The organism is Roseinatronobacter monicus (assembly GCF_006716865.1).
Taxonomy (GTDB): domain Bacteria; phylum Pseudomonadota; class Alphaproteobacteria; order Rhodobacterales; family Rhodobacteraceae; genus Roseinatronobacter; species Roseinatronobacter monicus.
This window is the reverse complement of record NZ_VFPT01000002.1, coordinates 32,055-53,802: the sequence shown is the minus strand read 5'-3', so window position 1 is coordinate 53,802 and position 21,748 is coordinate 32,055. Positions and strand designations below refer to the sequence as shown.

The 21,748-nt window shown below is 56.7% G+C and carries 14 protein-coding genes; 7 read left to right on the top strand and 7 right to left on the bottom strand.

All coding sequences use genetic code 11. The features are described from left to right. Positions 1–63 precede the first annotated feature (63 nt). From BD293_RS18200 to BD293_RS18180, 5 genes are all read right to left on the bottom strand, one after another. Positions 64–5,124 carry a RecQ family ATP-dependent DNA helicase gene (locus BD293_RS18200; RefSeq protein WP_211841086.1) on the bottom strand — a complete coding sequence of 1,687 codons (5,061 nt, stop codon included), beginning with the start codon at positions 5,122–5,124 and terminating at the stop codon, positions 64–66. Between the two features lie 209 nt (positions 5,125–5,333). Beyond that, positions 5,334–6,641, bottom strand: coding sequence for a type II toxin-antitoxin system HipA family toxin (locus tag BD293_RS18195; RefSeq protein ID WP_142084801.1), 1,308 nt, complete (start codon positions 6,639–6,641; stop codon positions 5,334–5,336). Further along, positions 6,638–6,982 carry a helix-turn-helix domain-containing protein gene (locus BD293_RS18190; RefSeq protein WP_246086385.1) on the bottom strand — a complete coding sequence of 115 codons (345 nt, stop codon included), beginning with the start codon at positions 6,980–6,982 and terminating at the stop codon, positions 6,638–6,640. Before BD293_RS18190 ends, BD293_RS18195 begins: the two co-directional genes overlap by 4 nt. Before the next feature lie 886 nt (positions 6,983–7,868). After that, positions 7,869–10,175 carry an nSTAND3 domain-containing NTPase gene (locus BD293_RS18185; protein ID WP_211841085.1) on the bottom strand — a complete coding sequence of 769 codons (2,307 nt, stop codon included), beginning with the start codon at positions 10,173–10,175 and terminating at the stop codon, positions 7,869–7,871. Next, positions 10,172–12,199, bottom strand: a complete 2,028-nt coding sequence (locus tag BD293_RS18180; protein ID WP_142084799.1) for an ATP-dependent nuclease — start codon at positions 12,197–12,199, stop codon at positions 10,172–10,174. The genes BD293_RS18185 and BD293_RS18180 overlap by 4 nt, the downstream gene beginning before the upstream one ends. Positions 12,200–12,646: 447 nt before the next feature. Between BD293_RS18180 and BD293_RS18175 the strand changes: the two genes are divergently transcribed. The 3 genes from BD293_RS18175 (at position 12,647) to BD293_RS18165 (ending at position 15,832) form a co-directional block, all read left to right on the top strand. Beyond that, entirely contained in the window at positions 12,647–13,903 is a 1,257-nt protein-coding gene (locus BD293_RS18175) for a tyrosine-type recombinase/integrase (protein WP_142084798.1), read from the top strand. A gap of 84 nt (positions 13,904–13,987) precedes the next feature. Further along, a complete protein-coding gene (locus BD293_RS18170) occupies positions 13,988–14,965 on the top strand; it encodes an IS5 family transposase (protein ID WP_142084769.1) in 978 nt (325 codons plus the stop codon). A gap of 99 nt (positions 14,966–15,064) precedes the next feature. After that, positions 15,065–15,832, top strand: coding sequence for a glycosyltransferase family 2 protein (locus BD293_RS18165; RefSeq protein ID WP_142084796.1), 768 nt, complete (start codon positions 15,065–15,067; stop codon positions 15,830–15,832). Positions 15,833–15,988: 156 nt separating this feature from the next. Here BD293_RS18165 and BD293_RS18160 read toward each other — a convergent pair whose 3' ends face one another. Then, a complete protein-coding gene (locus BD293_RS18160; protein WP_246086384.1) occupies positions 15,989–16,804 on the bottom strand; it encodes an ABC transporter permease in 816 nt (271 codons plus the stop codon). 87 nt (positions 16,805–16,891) lie between these two features. On the opposite strand from BD293_RS18160, the gene BD293_RS18155 reads away from it, so the two are divergent. Both BD293_RS18155 and BD293_RS18150 read left to right on the top strand, forming a co-directional pair. Further along, a complete protein-coding gene (locus BD293_RS18155) occupies positions 16,892–18,085 on the top strand; it encodes a KpsE/RkpR family capsule polysaccharide export protein (RefSeq protein WP_170207210.1) in 1,194 nt (397 codons plus the stop codon). Positions 18,086–18,101: 16 nt separating this feature from the next. Beyond that, positions 18,102–18,779 carry an ABC transporter ATP-binding protein gene (locus tag BD293_RS18150; protein WP_142084793.1) on the top strand — a complete coding sequence of 226 codons (678 nt, stop codon included), beginning with the start codon at positions 18,102–18,104 and terminating at the stop codon, positions 18,777–18,779. Positions 18,780–18,870: 91 nt separating this feature from the next. Here the strand turns inward: BD293_RS18150 and BD293_RS18145 are convergent, their stop codons facing one another. Beyond that, positions 18,871–19,968 (bottom strand): ISAs1 family transposase, encoded by a 1,098-nt coding sequence (locus tag BD293_RS18145; protein WP_142084791.1) that lies wholly within the window; start codon positions 19,966–19,968, stop codon positions 18,871–18,873. A 16-nt stretch (positions 19,969–19,984) separates the two neighbouring features. On the opposite strand from BD293_RS18145, the gene BD293_RS18140 reads away from it, so the two are divergent. Both BD293_RS18140 and BD293_RS18135 read left to right on the top strand, forming a co-directional pair. Next, positions 19,985–20,332, top strand: a complete 348-nt coding sequence (locus BD293_RS18140; RefSeq protein ID WP_142084790.1) for a hypothetical protein — start codon at positions 19,985–19,987, stop codon at positions 20,330–20,332. A gap of 130 nt (positions 20,333–20,462) precedes the next feature. Next, complete coding sequence (locus BD293_RS18135; protein ID WP_142084788.1) at positions 20,463–21,743, top strand: lipopolysaccharide biosynthesis protein; 1,281 nt, start codon at positions 20,463–20,465, stop codon at positions 21,741–21,743. Positions 21,744–21,748: the final 5 nt, after the last annotated feature.

The window sequence follows — 21,748 nt, the reverse complement described above, 5'->3', positions numbered from 1 at the left end:
AAATCAGCATAGCTCGCATCAAAACAAATTCCGAGGCAAAGAATACCTTTGAGGCAATGTTGTTTACTCCAGTACAATCTCGGGTAAAACGACTTCCCAAAGTTCTCGGTTGAGCTTTGTGCGATGTTCCTCGCCACTCTCATGCGCGTGGCGCGTCACTATTGCTCCGACCCGAGCAGAAACGATCCGTCGTCCTGATGGCACAGCCCAATCACCCCGCATTGCAGACAATCGCCGCCCCTGTCTGTCCGTCACAAACCAGCGCCCGTGCATTTGCGAGATGGTCACAGGGGCACCGACCTGCACTTGCTCGATCGCTTGGACACTGCGGTCGCGCGCAGGCAATCGCCCGGCCCAATCAATGAACACCTGTCCAAGCTCGGGCAGGATATAGTGCCGTTCCGGCGGCAGATCGCGCAGGTCCAGAACCGCTGCTTCGCGCCGCAGGATGTTGACCCCATTGGCAGGAACAAAGGCATGCCCGCCTTGCGTCATCACAGCAAGGCTACGGCGGGCGCGGGTCATCGCAACATAAAAAAGCCGTCGGGGCGCGTCGACATCCTCGTTATCTGATGGGTGGTCCCATCCGCCGTTCAGGATCACCACATCATCGAATTCGAGACCCTTGGCGCGGTGTGCCGTCATCAAAAGCAGCCCGCGCTGTTCGCCTCGCGCATCGCGCGCCCATTCGCCAAACCATTCGATCAGGCCGGGAACCGATGCCGCGCCCACTCCGATCTCCTGCGCGAGCGCGGCAATGCCCTCGGCCACCAGATCAGACCAACGGTTGCGCGGCAGTGTATTCGCAATCTCCAACAGATCGGTCACGTTCAGCAGGCGGGTCCGGTCACGACAAATCGCCTCGATGAACAGGCGCATTTCTCGCATGCGCCAGAGACTCGGCGTGTTTTCATTGGCCATTTCGACCGGGATGCCCTGCGCCTCGGCATAGGCGCGCCCCGGGACCAGCTGCCGCCAGTTGCGCGCGATGATCGCCGTGCGCGACCAGTTCCACCCCTCTTCCAGCGCGGCCAGACGCTGCAACTCGCCGATCGCTGCTACAGCCTGCGCCCGGTCACCCGGCGGGCAATGCAGCAGTTGAACACGCCCCTGCCCGACCGGATCGGGTTGTGCCATCACGCCACCTCCCGGGTCACGACGGCGCTTGCGGTCGATCGTGATATCATGGCCCAGCTTCATCCGGCCTGCGGCCCTGGAGATCACGATATTCGACGCTTCGATGATATGCCGGGTCGACCGGTAGTTCTCGACCAGGTATTCCGGCTTCGCCCGGTAATCCTGTTCAAACTGACGAATGTAGCGGATCGACGCCCCGGAAAAGGCATAGATGTTCTGATCGTCGTCCCCGACAGCAAAAAGGCTCAGCCGAAGGTCTTCATCCTCAATCGTCCGCCCGGCTACTGCTGCTATCAGCGCATACTCCTGGGGCCCAACATCCTGATACTCATCCACAAGGATCCACCGATAGCCCTGAATCAGCGTCTCGCGCTGGGCTTCGGCCTCGGTCTTGCTCAGACCCTCGCCGTTCAACTGGCGCACGGCTTCTGCAACGACGTTCTTGAAATCATCGCTCTCAGCACGCGTACCCGCGAAGCTCGCGCCCACAAGCCGCATAGCCAGCGCATGGCAGGTGGACACCGTCACGCCGTAAGCCTCGTCGCCCACGAGATGCCTGAGCCGCGCCCGGATTTCGACTGCGGCGTGACGGTTATAGCTGAGCACAAGTATGCTGCGCGGATCCTCACGCCGGACCCGAATCAGATAGGCGATGCGATGCACCAGCACCCGCGTCTTGCCCGACCCCGGCCCGGCCAGGACTAGCACATTGGTGCTATCTCGTTTGTCGGCCACGATCTTCTGTTGAACCGGGTTGCCCAATGCCTCGACAACGGCGGCCCATGACTTGCCGGTTGTCTGGCGCTTGACCTCTGTGCTTCTGCCTTTCATCCAGCGGCCCATGAAGGCCTGTTGATCGAGAGTGAAGTAATCCTCTGACAGGCGCATCGCATCGGGCATGGAATTCAGCCCTGTTTCAGCATAAGCGGCCATGACATGGGTCTGGACAGTCTGTTCCTCGTAATGCTCGAGCAGGGGCGCGAAATCTTCGTCTACAAACCGCGCCTTACCGGGTGCAAGCTGCACTGTCATTGCAGGCCGAAACACGGTCAAACCCTTGCCCAGCGTTACGACATCTTGTTCGTGGAGCCACATGAGCGCGCGATCCATCAGCCGCGTCATTTCCTTGACCTGTCCGCGCAGAAACGCATCGCCGGACAGGCTTGCGAGCAGGTCGCCCAGCGTGGTTTCGACCTGCAAATCCTTGCCGCGCTGACCTTTCTCCAAACGCCCCAGAAGATGCCCGACCAACGCTTCCCCTGCTTGCTGGCGCAGGGCAGCTGACTGTTCGATCACCCGCCATGACCGTTGCAACGCCACCGAGAGCGTATGCCGCGACGGTTTGCGCAGGCGCAGATTGCCCTTTCCACCATCAAGATCCCGGCCATCGCGTGCCATGCCGCGCAAAAGCTTCTCAACGATATCGGGGCGTACATGGCTATGCCCGCCGTCGCGCAGTTTCTGGCTGGCCAGTTGTAAGTTCAACGGTGTGGTCGCGTGATCGTCGGCGTCAGGTGCCTCCTCCCGCATGAGCGCGATCAGGTCACTTTCAAGCCGTGTGGCCACCCCTAACCGATTGACCGAACTGTCCTGCACGGAATTATGCACAAACACAGTCACAGCAGTGTCGTTGCGCGCAATCCCCAGCGATTCAAGATCGGCCAGCGCCTTGGTCAGCTGTCCACCGGTCAGCCCGCTGATCCCGGTCAACTCGTCCGTGGAGATACCCTCATCGGGCGGCGCGTTGATCAAGTGGCGGACTATGTCCATCAACTGTGTGCGCCGCATGCCCGTGATCTGCGCCTTGTCCAGCAGAACCTTGGCCTCATCGATGCTGCGCACCCGCAGTGAGGACGGGAAAACCTGCACGCGGTTTTCCTCTCGGGTCAGCAGTTTCGCTTCTTCCAGCCAGGACAGCGCTGTCTTGACCCGCGTATCATCCGTGGCGCTTTCACGCTGAAACTCGCGATCCTGCTCGTTGCGCACGATTTCACCTGCGGTCGCAACCACAGTGCCTGTGCTGCGCGACCTCGCATCCATGCGCCGCACAGCCTTCAGGATGGCACCGATCTCGTGCCGGGCGAGGCGCGAGCGCGCAGAAAGCTGGAACTGTCGTTCAACATCATCGGCCGCAAACAGAAGAACGCAATTTGCATGGTCCCGGTCGCGACCGGCGCGGCCTGCCTCCTGCAGGTAGTTCTCGAGCGAGCCGGGAATGTCGCCATGCACGACCAGCCGGATATCCGGCTTGTCGATCCCCATCCCGAACGCATTGGTCGCCGCGATCACCCGTAACTCACCGATCCGGAACCTTTCCTGAATGGTCTTCTTCTCGTCGGGCGTCAGCCCGGCATGGTAGCGTTCCGCCGAAAGGCCCTGCCCTTGCAGGAACTGCGCCACATCCTCGGTCGCCTTGCGTGTCGCGCAATAGACCACGGCGCCAGAGACGCCCTCTGGCGGCAAGCGCTGTTCGATGACCTCAAGAATGTCAGCCAGCTTGGTGCGCTTCCCCGTTTCACGCACCTCGAATCTCAGATTTGTCCGAGATGCACCCCCGTCTAGCAACAACAGCTCCATCCCGAGCCGCTGCTGGAAATGGTCACGGATATCGCGCACGACCTCGGGCTTCGCAGTCGCGGTCAGACAGATCACGGGGGCGGGGGCCGCATCGCCTGCGGTTTCCTTGATGAACCGCGCGATGTAGCGATAGTCGGGCCTGAAATCATGCCCCCATTTCGAGACGCAATGCGCCTCGTCCAGCACCCAGAGGCCGATCTCGCGCTGCGAGAGCACGGATCGCACACCGACGCTGCGCAACTGCTCGGGTGAGATCAGCAGCATCGCCGCCTCGCCCATGCGCACCTTTTCCAGTGCGTCCTGCCTCTCGGGCAATGAGAGCATCCCGTTCACCGTGACGGCAGATGAAATACCCGAGCGCTCCATGCCCGCCACCTGGTCGGCCATCAGGGCGACAAGCGGCGAGATGACGACGCTCAGCGCACCGGTCCGATCAAACTTGGCCAGCGCCGGGATCTGGTAGCAGACGGATTTCCCCGTCCCGGTGGGCAGGATGCCAAGTATACTCTTGCCGCGCATCCCCTCGTCGACGATGCGTTCCTGCAAGGGGCGCCCGTCAGCATCCACCGGCACAGGGCGAAAGGCGTCAAAGCCGAACCACCGCGACAACGCTTTGACCGGGTCGCCCTTCTCGCGGCACCAGGCGCAGTCCGGCGCATCGCAGCCCGTGTCACGCAGGCGCTTCACCATGCGCGCGGCACCCGGAAACTGCATCCGCACCCAGGGCGGCATGACAGAATCGCCGCCTGCAACAGATATCCATGACAGCGCAAAGGCGAGTGGCCAACCCATGGTGGTGGACGCTATTTCATCCAGAACTGCTTCGAGCGCCGGGGCACAGGTCTGCCCGTCAAGCAGCCGCCTGATCGCTTGCCGCGCCTGCTCGGAGGATGGCACATCAGCCCCGCGCACATACCGAAACAGCGCGCCGAAGCCGGTGTCATTTTCCCCACGCGATGTGAGGAAGTGATAGGCGGCAACGGCATCGGGTGACTGCGCATTCAGGGCACGAAAGGCGCCCAGCTGGTTGCTCAGCACATCAAAGACAAGACGCGCATCCGCTTCGGGGTCGTTGACATGGCCCGACAGCAACCGCCCGTCGTGGTAGTGCTTGACCAGATGGTGGTAAGGGTTGCGCGGAAAAGCGAGCGGATTGAGCCAGAGCGTGTCAATGGGCGCCTTCGCCAGCTTCGCCAGCCGCGGACGCAGAGAGGCCAGATGCGGCAGGTCATGGCGCAGAATGTTGTGGCCGATCAGATGCCGTGCATCTCCCAGAGCGGCCTCCAGCCTATCCAGCGCGGATTCCACGCCGCCCTTCTGGCCGCGAATTGGCTCAGCCTTCAAGAAGTGGACAGCGGCCAGGTCGAACACACGCGCTGTCTTGGGATCGACCTCGATGTCAACAGACACACAGGTCTTCAAGAACGGGTCGGGCTGTTGGACGATCTCTGACAGGGTGCTACCGGTGATGTTATTCAAATTATAAGTCCATTTGATCCGTCGCAGCGCATTGGGTCAAGCGTGGCTGATCCGATCAGGGATCGCGCACCCTCAAGGCCGCGCTCCACCGATCGCGCGAGCACCGGTGGGGGGGCCTCGTGAGGCGCGCGGCGTACGCATCAAAGCCTCCCCGCCATGCGCAGGGCATTCCCCTCGACAGCTTCCGCGGTCTGCACGACATAGCCTTCACTCGCGCCGGGCAGGGCTGCCACCTCGTTTGTGATCTTCGCCCTGTTCGCCACCAGTGCATCGACGATCTGCTGGACACGGTGCTTCACATCGGTTGGACGATATCCAACCTCCCGCGCGAGGGCTTCCCAGTGCCGCCCAGAAATCGTATCCGGGCGTCGCTTCTTGCCGTCGATGGATTGAGCGTAGGTCTTTACGACATGGGGCCAGGACAGCACCGTCGAGACATCATAAAGCGGCGCGAGACGCGGGCCACCGCCCACCGGCAGGATCAGGGAATAGTTCTTCGCATGCGCGTCGGTGTTGGCGACGAGGATGTTGAAGATGACCTGATCGAGCAGCGCAAGTGCATCGGTTGCGCTGACATGGCGACCGGTTTCCAGCAGGGTTTTGAGGTCGAGCCCCCGCAGCGTGCCGCGCTCATACTTCCGCCCCGGAGGCAGGCCATTGGCCTGCGCGAAGTCTTCCTGGTGCAGACGCAAAAGCTGGCCGCTGCGCCCGATCCTGCGATCATAGCGCAGCACACCGATCGCTGTCCGTTTTGACGACTGGAGGATCGTCACTTGTGCAGCATCCATACCGATCGCCTGCGCCATACGCAGACACCAGACCTCGTTTTCGGTGATGCCGGGAAGGTTGGAATTGTCGGGCTTCACGATCAAGGTGGAGGGGGCGCCATTGAGAGGGATGGCAAGAACGTCGTCATCTTGTGGCAGACGAAGAACAGGCGCTCCGTCCGGGCCCAGCACGGCCAGCGCCGTCTTCATCTGGCCACCCGCGAGCGACTGGCGCACGCCCTCCTCGCCAACCAGAAACGGCCTGCGACCAAGATCCTCAAAGTGCCGCTCGAGCGCCTGATGCGGATCGGCCGTGTCATAGAAGGTCGTGAGTGGCGCATAGGCCCAATGCGCACGATCCGCAGCCGCGCCGAAGGACAGAGCGCCGGCGGTGTCACCCCCGATCTCTGCGAGCACAGCCAGAACGTCCGCCTGGTCGAGGCCGAGTGACCGGGTCAGAACCTGAAGTTGCTCTTCCTCTGGCAAGAGGTTCGCGAGCCAGGGAGAGATGACATCGGAGGGATAGGGATCGGCGCGCAGCGGCATGGTGACAGACAGGGGGAACGCCCCGGCCGTCTGCAGCCACAGCTCTTCATACCGCAAAGAGAGAGACCCATCGGCAGCAACGTCGACCTGCCCCACCGCGAGGCCATCAAACCAGATGGGCACGGACACCGTCACTGGTAGTCTCCAAGATCATAGCCCTCTGATGGCGACGGAGCACTGCGCTCGACGGCGCAAGAGCTGTCCGCGATCAAAGCCGCGAGGGGCACACGTAGCGCATCAGCGATCCGGTTGAGCGTCGTCAGCCGCGGATCGCGTTTTCCGTTTTCTATCACGGACAAGGCAGGCGCGCTGATTCCAGTCAGCCGGGCCAGCTGTTCCAGGCTCAAACCCTGCGCGACCCGGGTCTCGCGGATCCGATGGCCGGCATCCGCCAGCAGCTTCTTCTCGGCATTATCGACCATCTTCGCAACCTTACCCTTTTCGGTAAAGATAGCGGCGAACTGGGCTGCGCTCAAGGAAATTTATCTTTACCGGTAATTTCGACTTTACAGGGCAGCATCGCGGCCCGCCCTTATCGAATAAGGTAAATCGCAAAGGAGGCGTCAACGGACATTTTATTGGGTTCGATTACGCGTTAATGCCGCCGCGTGCACGCCAGTGCGGGCGAATGCACGCGACTGCGGTTTTTCTGTTATGGTGTTGATGTGGCGTTGATGTAAAACGCGAAATGGCCTGTGGTATAAATATACATCAGGCTAAGCATTTGTAATATCGAGATAATCTGGTTGCGGGGACAGGATTTGAACCTGTGACCTTCAGGTTATGAGCCTTCCCAGCCAGATTTTCACTAATTGAATCAATTCAGTAGCTTAAATTTCAAGCCTTTGAAATCACGAAACTTGATTGCTGTCGTTCGGTGGCCAAGGGCGGATTTCAGCGGTGTTCGTCTGAACAAATCGCGCCAAAACCGCGTACGCGGGTTGAGGTGGCGTTGAGTCAAGGCACTCGTAGATCCCTGAACAACGATCGCAGATCAGGCCAGTAATGGAGGCATCGCCCGCCTCCTCCTGTCGGCCCAGAGCCACCCTAACTTGGCGCACCCTGCCCAAACCTGCCATTGGCTTCATAGTCGAGCGCTGCAGTGCAGCTTCACGAGCTGTTGGTGTGCGGCGCGGCATTCGACCATGAGTCGATTCGAAGAGCTAGGTGTGATTGGTCGCTGTATCGCACACGAGCCGCACTTGCGGTGGCGCACTGCAACTTGGTCGATGCCGAAAAGAAACCCAGCTGACTTGGTCTGCCCGATTGGATTGTGCTTTAGCAGGTTCATATCTCCGGAAGAAGCCTGCGGCTAGTCACGCAGATAGCATTGGCTCGCCCCACACTTAAGTCCGATCGTTTCTATGTGTCGATGTCGTCGAATGTCGATCGCATCGCCGCAGGCGGCACGGGTGCTTCTTCCTTTTTTTGCGTCACGATATGGGTCCAGTCGGTATTGTTTTCGTCCTCCTCATCGCGCTTGCGCTCTTCGATCTCCTCAACCGAGCGTCCGACCTGATCACGTACTTCTTCGATTAAAGCGGCGGCGTCGGCATCTACGCCAATCGCCTCCACACGATCCAGAAGGTCGAGCAATTTGACGAAATGGCTATCGGGTTCATCGTCGAGATCGGCATTTTCCACAATCTCGTCTATCCGATTTTCTAGGGATGGTAAGACCGTGGTCCGCAAGCCCATACCCATGCTGACCAAACGTAACGGCGACAATAGGCCCAACATGTCCTCTTCGTCGAAGAAAGAAGCATCAAGCTCATCTTGCGCCGCCGACACAAGCCTTTCTGCTGCTTCCTCGCGCAGATAGTCGGGCAACAGTCCCAGGCGATTTGCTCGACCGTAGGTTACAAGCTTCGGGTCGTCAACAACGGGATCGCTCCGCCAAGACGATCGCTCCAACAAGTCCGGATACTGCTGAACAACTTTGGAGAAAACCACCTCGCTCGCGCGATAGTATAGAAAATGGAACAACATTCGATTTCGATGGCGTTCGTCTGGGGTACGACCGAGGCGGGCGACCAAAGCGTCGTCCAGTGCAGATGGTATGACCAGCGCGTCTCGTATGATTGGAGATCCTTCGCACGTGAAGCTTCCGAGAATGGTGTCGATAGGCGCCCCGCGGATCAACGCGGCCATCATGTGCGGCTTCTGCCGCATGACCTCAGTCAGGGCGTCCGATATGGTCGGGTGTGCGAAGGTCCATCTGGGTCCGGAGAGCTTAAGGAACGACCCCTCTAGCTCCATGAAGCAATCCTGAATCTTGGTGACCGAATAACCGGTAAGTTCTGCGACTGCCTTCGCAGCCAGCGGATCATGGTTGCCAGGATCAAAACCGGCCTGATGGACATAAACCAGAATAAGCGCCGCCTTCAGCTGCTCGTCCAAGGCGTTGACGGTGTCGATAAGGTGCTCGGTCGGCTCTTCCATGAAGCGGACGAGCGATGGCTTGCGCGGCGTGAGCCCTTTGGTGAAGTTCGGGTCCCCAAGCCGTTCAGCAATGCCGGGAAGAAAATTCTCGACTGCGGCAACGGCGGCAAGGTGCGGTTTTACGATAGATCGCCAGCTCTGACTCTGTTCACCGAAATTGATGTGGTTATAAAGGATCTGGGCTTTTTCATCAAAAGTCAGATCGCCCACGTCCACCACGGAGCTTCCGTCTGTGAATTGCGTGAGATTGCGCTGGCCAAGTTGCCGCCGCGCACCCTCATAGATGTGCTTGCGCGATGTCAGCAAAAAGCGATTGCCGTGCCTGATCGCCGCACGCAATTTCGTAAACGCTGAGGCCCAGTCTTGGACATAATCGTCGCGAAGCACATTCGAACCGAATGCGTCGTCGATCCAGAAAAATCGGCCGGGATCGTTTGGATTCCAGCCCGCTTCGAAATCCCGCGGACTTGTGAGAGCGAGAACGGTGCTGTCCGGATTCTCGGATGCTATTGTGGAAATGATCGCGCCGATCGCCGATTTCCCGCTCGATGGATTGCCGAGCAGGAGCACAACTCCATGATCCGAAATGGCGTTCACGGCGTCGCGATGGGCCTTGGTGGGTACATAAGTCCGCAGCTTCGGGATCCAACTATCGAGGAGCGCCCGACTTTGTTCACTGAGCCGCTCGTCTACGATCGAAGTCAAATCGCCAAGACCGTAGACCTGTGGCACCAGCGCGCGCAGACGAGCGCTGCTCCTAATGACCCTGACGATATACTGGCTGCCTAGGATATGCGGCTTACGCACCCCGAGCTCGCGCAAGCGTGCGCGCATCTTGACGGCTACAGGCGCATCGATGCTCATATTAGTCATGAAGACGTAAGTGTCAGCCAGACCAGCCTTGACCAGTTCCTTGACGTTTTCGATCTCGCCCGATAGTTCGCCCGCCTTCAGCGCCTTGCCCGCCTCTGAGGTGTGCTTGCACTGAATTGTGCCAATGGCGGGCGCATCCGATCCCGACGGTATCAGAAATACCGCGTCCTGGCCGCCATCCTGAGCTTCCCGGAAAATCTCGACCGGACGACTGAGCACCACCTCGCAGACTTGCGAGCAGAGATCTTGGAATGCCCGCCAACCAATCGTATGCAGCGCGAGGTCGCTCCAAGGGCCGTGCGCGCGGCGATTTCGGGCTGGCACAACCTCGCCCATCCCGTCGTCGACATTCATGCGACTAGGACCGGCGGTTGCGCCTGTGGCGGATCAGGCAGGTCCTCATCGTGGAAAAATCGCCACATTGCGCGAACGACGTTCTTCAACATATCACTCTCGCGCCCTTGCTCCTGTGCGCGCTGCAAGGTTTGATAAACGACCTCGGGGATCTTCTGGGTGTCATTGTTCGGCTCCACACCGAATGGATCGCAGGCAGCAGCAAGGCACTCGGCGTGAAGTTCCGGGGTGATATCTTGCTTGAGGCGGTGTTCCAGCGAATCGCCGAAATGCGCATAGCAATCGCTGACATGGTCATCGGTCGGGGCGGCATCGAATTCGTGGTCTGGCTTTGCGAGCTTACTCAAGGCAAGGTCGGTTGCGGGCTTGCGCTTGGCCGCAGGGAGATGGTGATCGCAATCCCAGAGCAGGAAAGTCGGAATGCCCAGCTCGCGGAAAATGACAAACGGACGGTCGAGGTTTGACTTGCCCTCGGCCGACAGGATGGCAATCCCTGCGGCCTCAAAGTTGACGCCGAGCATCCGTGCGGTCGCCGTGAGCGCAGCCTTGTCGCTGCGGCCCTCGACTAGGATGACTCCATTCGCGAAGAAACCTTCAGCTAGTTCGGCCCCAAGAATATGGAGCCGCGGCATCAAGGTTTGCGCGTTGTACGAGCCAGCAGGTTTGTCCCAGCCGCGTTCGAGCTCCTGCGCCACAATGCCGAGGTCAAGGGCCTGTAAGCTACACTGCTTGAACTCGCTATCATCGCAGGCAGAGCGGCGGGTGAGCCGGATCTCATCAGCTTTGCCCATCGAAATAAACATCGGCGAGTGCGAGCCAAAGATGATCTGGGTATGCCCTCGGGCGCCTGGAAGTGTGCCGCTGCTTAGACCGCGAAGCACCTCTGCGAAATGCCGCTGCTTGGTCGGATGCTGATAGAGCTCAGGCTCTTCGATGGCGAGTATCAGTGTTGGCGCTTGTGCGGCGACAGCATTATCACCTAGAGCGTCGCCACCCGCATTCCCAGCACCTTCATCGTCAACTTCCGGGGCAGTCGTGCGCGCCAGATGTTGGAGCAGCGTGAAGATGAAGGCGCGTTGCAGACCGTGACCCTGCCTGTCGACCGGACCACCGAAACCGTCGTCCTTTAGAAAGACGTCTGCCATCGGCAACGGGATTGGCATCTCCCCGACATCCCGCCAGTTCAGGGTGACCTCCGCATCTTGGTACAGACCTCGCAGATCGGCGGTGAGCGCACCCGCCAATGTACCAAGCTCAGGCATGTTTTCAGCCGATACCAACGTCTGATAGGCATCCGTCATCTGCGCTTTGAAGGCTTGGACGTCAGGCCGTTGCAAGATTTGGCTACGTACAAGCAACTCTAGCAGCTTGCCAATAACGCTCGTCTTGCCATCGGCGGCATCGGCCGACGCTTCGCGAACGGCTGGAATGAACATGAAACTCGTGTGCCTCTGGAGCTTGCCACGGCTGTTGTTCTGGAAACCGAAGAACTGCCCATCGTCAGGCAACAGGACTAATTGCTCCGGATGGTCTGCCTCCCAAGCCAACAGTGCCTCTTCAACCGCGGCGGCGTTACCAGCGGTGGGCAGGCCTGCGTAGAGCGGATTGCCTTCGCGCAGGGCGTTGTAGGCCTCGCGTTTCGCCCTCGCTGCGGATTCGGATCGGATTGCGACGAAGTCAGGGATCTGGGGAACTACACCATGATATCGACCGCTTGAGGCGCTATCATCGAAAACACGGGTTACGACCAGCTTGCCTTCGCGAACACGCCCCTCAAACGACGCAGCTTCCTGATCGCTTAGCTGATGAAAGGTAAGTTCTATCTCGATCGGCTGCCCTTGATCGCGCCCGAAGAAGTCGTCGGCATCGCAGCTTTTGGATGTTGAGTAGAATTTCTCAATCGCTTTCAGTATCGAAGACTTGCCCGCGCCGTTGCCGCCGATAAGCGCGGTATGCGCGCCAAAGCTGACTTCGATATCTCGAAGCGACCGAAAATTTTTGATGCGCGCGCGTTCAAGCTGCATTGGTACCCCAGTATCCCGAATCTTCAATTTTGATCGATATGAAACCAACACAATTAAAAACATCCGGACCGCCACCTTGCAAGGTGGCGTGGCCGTTGAACCCGCATTTACCGAAGCTCTTCTGAATTTGGAAAAATTTCGCTTTTGGTTTCGACGTATAAGCACTGAAATTACACCAATTGGGAGGCGACGCGCACACTATCTCTGATGCCATTGATATGCGCCAATGGCGTTTACGCCAGCCGAAGCATGCGCCTTCTATGTATCTCGACCGTTCGTCCAAGACGCAGCGAACCAATGCTTCCTGCCCTTCACGTCGACCCCACCGGAACGCCCCTCCCCACCCCAATTCCGGTCACTGCCTGCATTCCGGTCCCCTGGCCATGCTTTGCTTGATATGGGCGCGAATCCACGCCTCATGTCGGACGAGCTGCAGGGGAGTATTGCATGATCAAGAGGCTGAAACTGAATGAGAAATCCGTGCGCGAGGCCGAGCGCGCTGTGCGCGTCTACCAGATCTTCGACACCGATGTGCGCGGGTTCTCGCTCTCGGTCTATCCGTCCGGCAATCGTGCTTTCACACTCGATTACCGGACTTCCGGTCGCCAGCGGCGCATGGTGATCGGGCGTTGGCCGGAATGGACGACGGTGGCCGCGCGCGAGCGCGCCAAGGAAATGCGGCGCAGCATCGATGAGGGGACCGACCCGCTGGCCGAACGTCAGTCGGCGCGCGAAGCCCCGCGCGTATCAGACATGATCACGCGCTATCTGGAAGAGCACACCCCCCATCTGGCCCCGCGCAATGCTGCAGATCAGCATACGATCATGCACAAGATGGTGGCACCGGACTGGGGCAACCGTCTCGTGCGTGACATCACCAAATCCGATGTGGATAAACTGCTGAACAAGGTTGCCGCAGGGCGCGCGCGCCCGTCCAAGACCAAGCCCAACAACCGCGCGCGCAAGCTGCAGGGGCCAAAGCCCACGCCAGTGCGCGCCAATCGCGTGGGCGAAGTTCTGCGCAAGATGTTTGGCCTCGCTGTGGAATGGGGATGGCGCGAGGATAATCCAGCGAGTGGCTTTCGCCGCCGGATCGAGACCGCGCGCGAGCGGTTCCTGACCCATGAGGAGATCGGCCGACTGGCACAGGCGCTGGATACCGCCGAGGACCAGCGCGCGGCCGGGATCATCCGGCTCTGCATGCTGACCGGCGCGCGCGTGGGCGAGGTGCAGAATGCGCGGTTTGAGCAGTTCAATCTGGAACTCGGGACCTGGTCCAAGCCCGCAGCGGCCACCAAACAGCGCAAGGTTCACCGGATCCCGATATCGTCAGAAGTCGCCGCGATCGTGCGCCAGCGCCAGTTGGTCGTGCCGCGTGGCAATCCATGGCTCTTTCCCGGCGACGTGCCCGGCAAGCCCGTCCGCGAAATCCGCCGTTTCTGGCTGGCGATCCAGAAAGAGGCTGATCTCCCCGGCGTGCGCGTGCATGATCTGCGCCACACGTTTGCGTCGCTTCTGGTCAGCGGCGGGGCCTCGCTCGAGATGATCGGCAAGCTGCTGGGCCATAGCCAGATGCAGACAACCCAGCGCTATGCGCATCTGATGGATTCACCGCTGCGCGAAGGGCTCAGTGCTGTGGCCAGTGTGTTCCGCCCCCGCCCACAGCTGGTGCATAACGCCGATCAGCTGCACAAAGGCGCCTGAAGGAGAAGGGCGCCAGAGGCGTTGTTGCATGGATCCTACGGTTTCTGTTAGGAGGCCGTTTCCCTGATCGATTGGATAGCGTTGATGCCGCATAAATTCAATGACGGCCGCCGGCACAAGTTCGAGAAGAAGCGGTACCGCATTACGAACTGGGCTGGCTATAACGAAAGCCTGCGTCGGCGGGGCGATGTAACAATTTGGCTAAGCCCCGAGGTTGAAGCTGCATGGCGTGCAGAGCGCCGCAAGACACGGGGTGGCCAGCCAGTTTATTCTGACCTGTCTATTGTGACCTGCCTGACACTTGGCATCGTTTACAACCAGCCGCTGCGCCAGACCGAAGGGTTTGTAGGCAGCCTTGTGAAGCTCATGGGGCTGGATTTGCTGGTGCCCGACTACTCGACCCTGTCACGTCGCGGGGCCGGTTTGATCTTGCCGATGAAAGCGCGCGCGTCGACGGATGGCCCGATTCATCTTGTCGTAGATAGCACGGGCCTGAAGATATTTGGCGAAGGCGAGTGGCTGGAAAACAAGCACAAAACAAAGGCCAAACGCAAATCCTGGCGCAAGCTGCATCTTGGGCTGGACCTTGTCACCGGCGAAATTGCCTGCTCTGAACTGACCACCGATGATGTGGGTGATCCGACCGCCTTGCCAGAGCTTCTGGATCAGATTGACGGGGACGTGACACGCTTCATCGCCGACGGCGCCTATGACGGCGACCCGACCAGCGACTTGCTCGTGAAGCTGTTTGGGGTTGATGTCGAGATCACTATTCCGCCTCCCAAGACTGCAGTTCTCAGCGCCGAGGCTGTGGGCAATCCAACGCTGCGCGACCAGCGCATTGCCGCAATACGCACAGGCGGGCGTATGGCCTGGCAGGTGAGCAGCGGATACAATCAGCGCAGCCGCGGTGAAACACAAATGGGTCGCTGGAAGATGGTCATCGGCCCCAAACTGAAAGCGCGCAGCTTTCCCAACCAGAAAACAGAAGCCAAGATCGGCACCCACATTCTGAACAAGATGACCGAACTTGGCCGTGCCAAGTTCGAAGTCGTCGCTTGACCAAATGAGCGGGTAAGGGCAAACTCAAACCATCGTAGGTCCGTGCAACAAGGCCCTAATGAACGCCACACATCTGTTCAGACAACTAGAACCATCTCAATGACGCTTTGCCGTTCCAATCAACCTTGCGACCCGCTCCCCCAGGTTTCGGTTCTGCTGCCGGCTTACAATGCAGAGGCATTTTTGGGGCGCGCCATTCGCTCTGTCCGCGACCAAAGCTTTCCCGACTGGGAGCTTTTGATTGTTGATGATGGATCAGCGGATGGCACTGCTGGATTGGCCCAGGCAGAGTCAGTGAAAGATGCACGCATCGCGGTATATTCTTCGCAGCGAAACATGGGTGCAGCCGCTGCACGGAACTTAGGATTGGAGCATGCTCGCGGGCGATATATCGCCTTTATCGATGCGGATGATGAGTGGCTGCCCGAAAAGCTAGAAGCGCAGTTAGCACATTTGCACAAAACTGGCGCAAGCTTTGGTTATAGTGGGTTTTGGCGCGTCATTGGCAGCCAGCGCCGCCGCATCAAGGTGCCACAGCAGGTGACGCGAGATCAGTTGCTTCATGGCAATGTTATTGGCTGTTTGACCGCCATTTATGACAGCGCAGTATTGGGCAAGATGCCGATGCCTGATTTCGCATTGTCGCATGATTACGCGCTTTGGCTCGATCTTCTCGAACGGGGGCCTGCGGTGGGTGTCGACCGGCCGCTAGCGATTTATCACCGGCAAGAATACTCACTGTCTTCAAACGCTTGGCGCTCTGCCAAGGGGACTTGGGAGATCTACCGCGAACATCTGCAGATGCCCCGCCATGAGGCAGCATATTGTCTTTCCACTCATCTTTTGCGCCGGATATTTCGGGGCTGAAGAACACTGTACCCGCATTGCTCACAAATCTCTAACGCAGATTAAAGGTAAGCGTGAATTTCTCTGCACCTTCCGAGCGAGGCCAGCGTTTCCGCAAGTGTGGTTTCCGCATTATAAAAGGGGATTATAACGGAAAATATGGGTATCTGTTCCATACTAACGATTAAGGAGGTCGCGATGAAATTGACGCATCAACATCAATCCAACCACCATAGGGATGAGTGCGCACGCTAATACATACAATATTGAAATATACCTCGGTGAGTATGTTGGATAAAAACCATCACGCATAACTCCGGTGATATGAATCAGGGGATTCCACCACAAGATTTGTTGAGCAAGAGTTGGCAAGTCTTCATACAAAAATATCACACCGGATATAATGAAAAGAGGAGCTGTCAGTATGGCCCATATGTTTTGCCAAACCGGAAAACGCATGAATAAAAAGCAATTTAAACTTCCCACACCCAATCCAAACACTAAAGTTAAGAAAAGTCCAAGAAAAATTTTGGACCAGTCCAGCACGGTACGAACATCATCGTAAATTATGATACCAGTCAAAATAATAAATGTAACCACTAATGTCACAAGACCATTTAACAAAAACCGTGCAACAACTGCATCAAGCCACGTAACTCGGGGGTAAAACAAAAGTGATTTTGAGTACGACATCGATTGACCTACGCTTCCACCTACGTTGTTGAACAACTGCAGTATTAGCATACCCGTCGCTTTGAACAGCAAAAAACTAGTTCCAAGAGCCGGTGACCTCGCCAGAAGGGAGAAAGCGAAGCTAAGCAAGATGATCATGCCCAAGGGTTGGACCAATGCCCAAACATAACCACCGGGCTGACGACCATAACGTGTGCCCATCTCTCTGAGCACCAAAGCTGCGATACAACGGATGGCCGAAACCATATAAGACTCGGTATGTCGAGGCGAGCGGGTCGTAGATCGTTCGACGGTAGACATGCGCACTCTCTCCGCTGGCTTCTCTAGCCACAATATGTCAACGATGGAGCAGAGCATCAACCGACAATTTAGCCCGGACATATCCCCGTGAACACACTAACCCAAGCGCAGAAGGCCCAGTCACTCCCGGAATCAGGACCAGACTTAGCTAGCCGCACAGCGAAAAAAGCACAAAAGAAGCCGCGCCACCTTAAACTTGCGTCGAGTCTCGGTCTTCTGGTTGTACTACCGACGTTAGCGGCCATCGCATATCTAACAGTATTTGCCCAGCCGCAATATGCGTCAAATTCTGGTTTTGTCGTACGTCAGGAAGAGGGTGCCTCAGCGAGCGCCATGCTAGGTGGGCTAAGCCAGATTTTGGGAGCGCAAACAGCGGGAAATTCCGACTTATTGTTTGAGTTCATCCAGAGCCAGAGTTTGGTCTCGGGCGTTCAGAGTGAACTAGACATCCTTTCCCATTACTCTCAAACTTGGCCCCTCGACCCAATATTCTCTGTTCATCCGGAAGCCACGATAGAAACCTTACTCAGATTTTGGCGACGTATGGTGCGCATAACCTACGACAAATCTTCGGGCGTAATCATGGTCGAAGTCCGCGCTCGAAGTCCAGACATGGCGTATAATATTTCGCGAGAAATTATTTTCCAGAGTGAGAATATGGTCAATATGTTGAATGCTACAGCCCGGCGCGATAGTATGGCCAACGCACAAGGCGACTTAGAAGAAGCGGCGCAGAGTTTGCGTTTGGCCCGTGAAGCGCTCATCGCTTTTCAGGCGCGCACACAAATTTTGGATCCACAAGCTGATATCCAAGGCCGCATGGGTGTCGTTGCGAGCTTACAGCAGCAGTTGGCTCAGGCATTGGTCGATTATGATCTTCTGATACAATCCGCCAGTATGAACGATCCGCGGGTAAGACAACTTGACCTGCGTATTTCTACGATAAACGAGCGTATTGCGATCGAGCGTCGAAGCAGCACCGAATCTGATGTGACTGTGGACAATACCGATTTTCCAACCCTACTGGGGCAGTATGAAAGGCTTCGGCTCGATGTACAGTTTGCCGAAGAGAATTATCGCGCGGCTCTAACCGCTCTCAGCCAAGCACGCACGAATGCGGAGAGAAAGCAGGTTTATCTAGCCACGTTCATTGCACCGACTATTGCAGAAACAGCCGAGTATCCGAAGAAGGCTCTCATTGTCGGACTAACCGCATTCTTTGCTCTAATGTTCTGGTCAGTGGGTGCGCTAGTCTACTATAGCCTACGTGATCGGGGTTAAACAAGAAACTGAAAATATGATCCAACTTGAGAATCTCAGCAAGGTTTTTTTTACACATACTGGCGACCACACGGTATTTAAGGGGCTCTCATTGAGCCTTCCGCCTGGACGGTCTCTCGGGCTGCTTGGACGTAATGGTGCGGGCAAGTCGACTTTACTTCAGATTATTGCTGGGACGATGCAACCTACGACAGGACGTGTTATTCGCAAAGGCATGATATCATGGCCAATTGGTGCAGCGAGCAGCTTTCACCCCGAGATGACGGGACTGCAAAATACACGCTTCTTGGCAAGAATATACGGGATTGATAGCGACTCTTTGGCCAGTTTTGTTGAAGATTTTGCAGATATAGGGAAGCATTTTTATATGCCGTTGCGGACTTACTCTTCAGGGATGAAATCGCGTCTTTCATTCGGCGTGGCGATGGGAATCCCTTTTGATACCTATTTGATCGATGAGGTCACTGGCGCGGGAGATGCAAGCTTCAAAGAGAAAAGTAAATCTCTATTCAGGGCCCGTATGAATAATGCGGATGCTATTATGATCAGCCACTCTATGTCAGAAATGCGAAACTTTTGTGATAGTGGCCTCGTGCTACATAACGGCGAATTAGAATTTTTTGATAAAATCGAAAATGCTATTGAGCGTCATGAGAATTTATTAGAGGATATGAAAAGGAAAAAAATACGATGAAAATCCTTTATTTGACTATTACGGACCTCGCCAGATTCAGGGGTTGATCAACATCCGCACCCCGATGCAGTGCAGGGCAATCGCTTTTGGCCTAAGCCGTTGAGATATTTGTGAGGAGTTTGCGCAGGAAGGCTTCATCCCAGCCTGCTCGTTTGAGTTTGAGGGACAGCGACGTTTTGGATGTATCGCGGCGGACAACGTCAAGGGCGCGGCGTCGGAGCACGGCGATGTTGGCTGGCCCATTGTCCTTGCGGTTACGCGCGTCATCCTCGCGAAACGACACGTCGAGTTGCCAATGTAGGGCGTTCTCGATGGCCCAGTGGGCGCGGACCGTGGCTAGCAAAACCTCGGGCGTGGGCAGCCAGGACAGGGCGAAGAAGCGCGTCTCTGAGGTCACCTTGCCGTCTACTTCGCGGGTAGCCTCGATGCGACCGAAGCCCTTGAGGCCAGGGAATTCATGATGTTCTGCCAATGACTTGGCTGATACTACGACAGCCTTTCGGATCTCCCGGCGACCATGGTTCATCTCATCCGTGATAGCTTCTGGGTGACCTTCGGGCGGCTCAGAAAAGCAGCCCCGCGCATCCGACAAGAGTGACTCCTGATTACCCTTGAGCGCCAGGCACCAATCGCCACCTTGGGCGTTGATTGCGGCCACGGTGCGGCGGTTGCAATGGAGCGCATCGCCCGTCACCACCTTGCCCTTCAGCGCGATCAGTCCGAGGGCTTCGATCGCGGCCTCCAACTCCGCGCCCCGATCAGCGGGCACCGTGGCCAGCGTCAGGCGCAGGCGTGAGGCGCAGGCTGAGACCATCATCCGCGTTTTCGCATTCTCGGTTTTGCCCCCGGCGCCGCGCAATGCCTTGCCGTCGATGGCGATCACATCACCGTCTTGCAACAGTGCCGCGACCTCGGCCAACACCTTGCCGAAGGTCGCATCCAGCGCCTTGGGGTCGATCATCGCGAACACATCTGAAAACGTGTCATGCGAGGGTATGGCGTGCTTGAGCTTCAGGAAGTCTCTGAAAACGTTCTCTTTTGCACGCCCGAACTCTGCCATCTCCGCGCAGGAACTGGAGCCGCAGAGCACTGAAACAAACGCAATCACAAGCAACTCGCCAAGGTCATGACGGGCATTGCTGGCCCGCGGGTCGGGAATATTGCCAAAGGCGTCGAGGAAAATCTGCATGACCGGAGGCTCCAAAATGATGACGCCACCATCCAGAATCCATCACGTCAACAAGCGCAACCCACTCAATGACGCAGTCATGTCCAAAAGCCATTCTCCTGCGATGCAGTGCGGTATGATAGGCATTGATGATGTGACCGCCCTCCTGTATGGATCCTCAAAGACCCACCATGGCCCAAAGATGCGGGCGAGGGTTGGTCATATCAGTGCAATGATATTGTATTTTGACAAAGAACGACTCTTACTGCGTCAGCGCCTTGAATCGATGGACCACAATGGAGTGACCAATGCATTACAATGTGAAAGTGGAGAAATAGCCCTTAGTCTGCAAGCTGCTCAGCAAATCTGTTGCGTCGAGGCGTAGCTACAGAGGCGAGGCACAGGAACTTTATTGGAACTAAATGTTTGCTTCATGATCAAAATAAGTCGCCAAAAAGCTCTGTGCAGCGGGGAAACGGAAAATCTCACTAAAATCATAACAGGCTCAATTGTAAATGACACGCAAATCATCTAGCAGGGGTATTTTCCGTGATGCAATCCAACTCTTAACTGGAACACTGGGTGGAAGATTAATCCTCCTGGTGGCCCTACCGTTCCTCACACGGTTATACGAGCCGGATGACTTCAAGCTTCTCGCTGTGTTTATTGCGCTAATAAGTTCGATCTCTGTCGTTTCTTGCCTGCGCATGGATGTTGCAATCCCATTAGCAGAGAATGATGACGATGCAACTAATTTGTTGGCCATTTCTCTAATCGCAGCCGCGATCAGCTCTATATTGATATTTGTATTGTCGATGATCTCGCCAGAAGCGCTGGCATTATCAATTGGTACACCAGGAATTGAACCCTATTTCTGGTTGATCTCGCTGGGCATTTTTTTGGGTGCAGGTTACACGGCGCTTCAGTATTGGGCAACGCGCATGCATCGGTTTGGCCTGATCGCCCGCACGCGGATTAGCCAGTCGGCTACTGGAGCTGGTAGCATGCTAGGGTTAGGATGGTTTGGGATCGCACCGCTTGGGTTGCTTATTGGAAATCTCTTAACATTGAGCGCTGGTGGTTTTTTGCTCTCTATACAGACTTGGAAGAATGACCAAAGAAAATTTGCCAAGATTAACCGTAAGCGCATCAGAGAAACTCTCGTTAAGTATCGTCGTTTCATGATATTCTCTACGCCCGAGGCGTTTACTAATGTCATAAGCGTACAGATCCCAATACTTATTTTCGCAGCACACTCTGGTGCAGAAGCCGGACAACTTTATTTGTCTATGCAAGTAGTAGCTATACCTATGACTTTAATGGGGGCCTCTTTCGCTCAGGTTTACGCATCACGTGCTGCCGCGGAGCAAACCAATGCAACACTTCATAAGTTTACTGCAATGATGATGCGCCGTTTGTTTTTCACCGGATTGTTACCAATGATATTGGTGATCTTATTTGGCCCAATGGTATTTACTTTTATTTTTGGGACCGAATGGCAACGCGCGGGTCAAATCGCGGCGTGGATAGCTCCTTGGATGCTGGCCCAGTTAATCAGCTCCCCTGTTTCGATGGTGATGTCCTTGATAGGGTATCAAAAAGAGATGCTTTATATATCAGTATTTGGAGCAGTGGCTCGTATAGCGGTTGTTGTAATAGCAAGCCATCTCTTTTCTTCTATTATTCTTGAAGCTTACGCAGTAGCATCCGCTATATTTTTTATAGCAAGTTCCATAGTTTTTTATCGAGCTTCCAAGCTCCCACCCCGATTGCATGGAGGATCGACGAGCGGGTGAGGCAG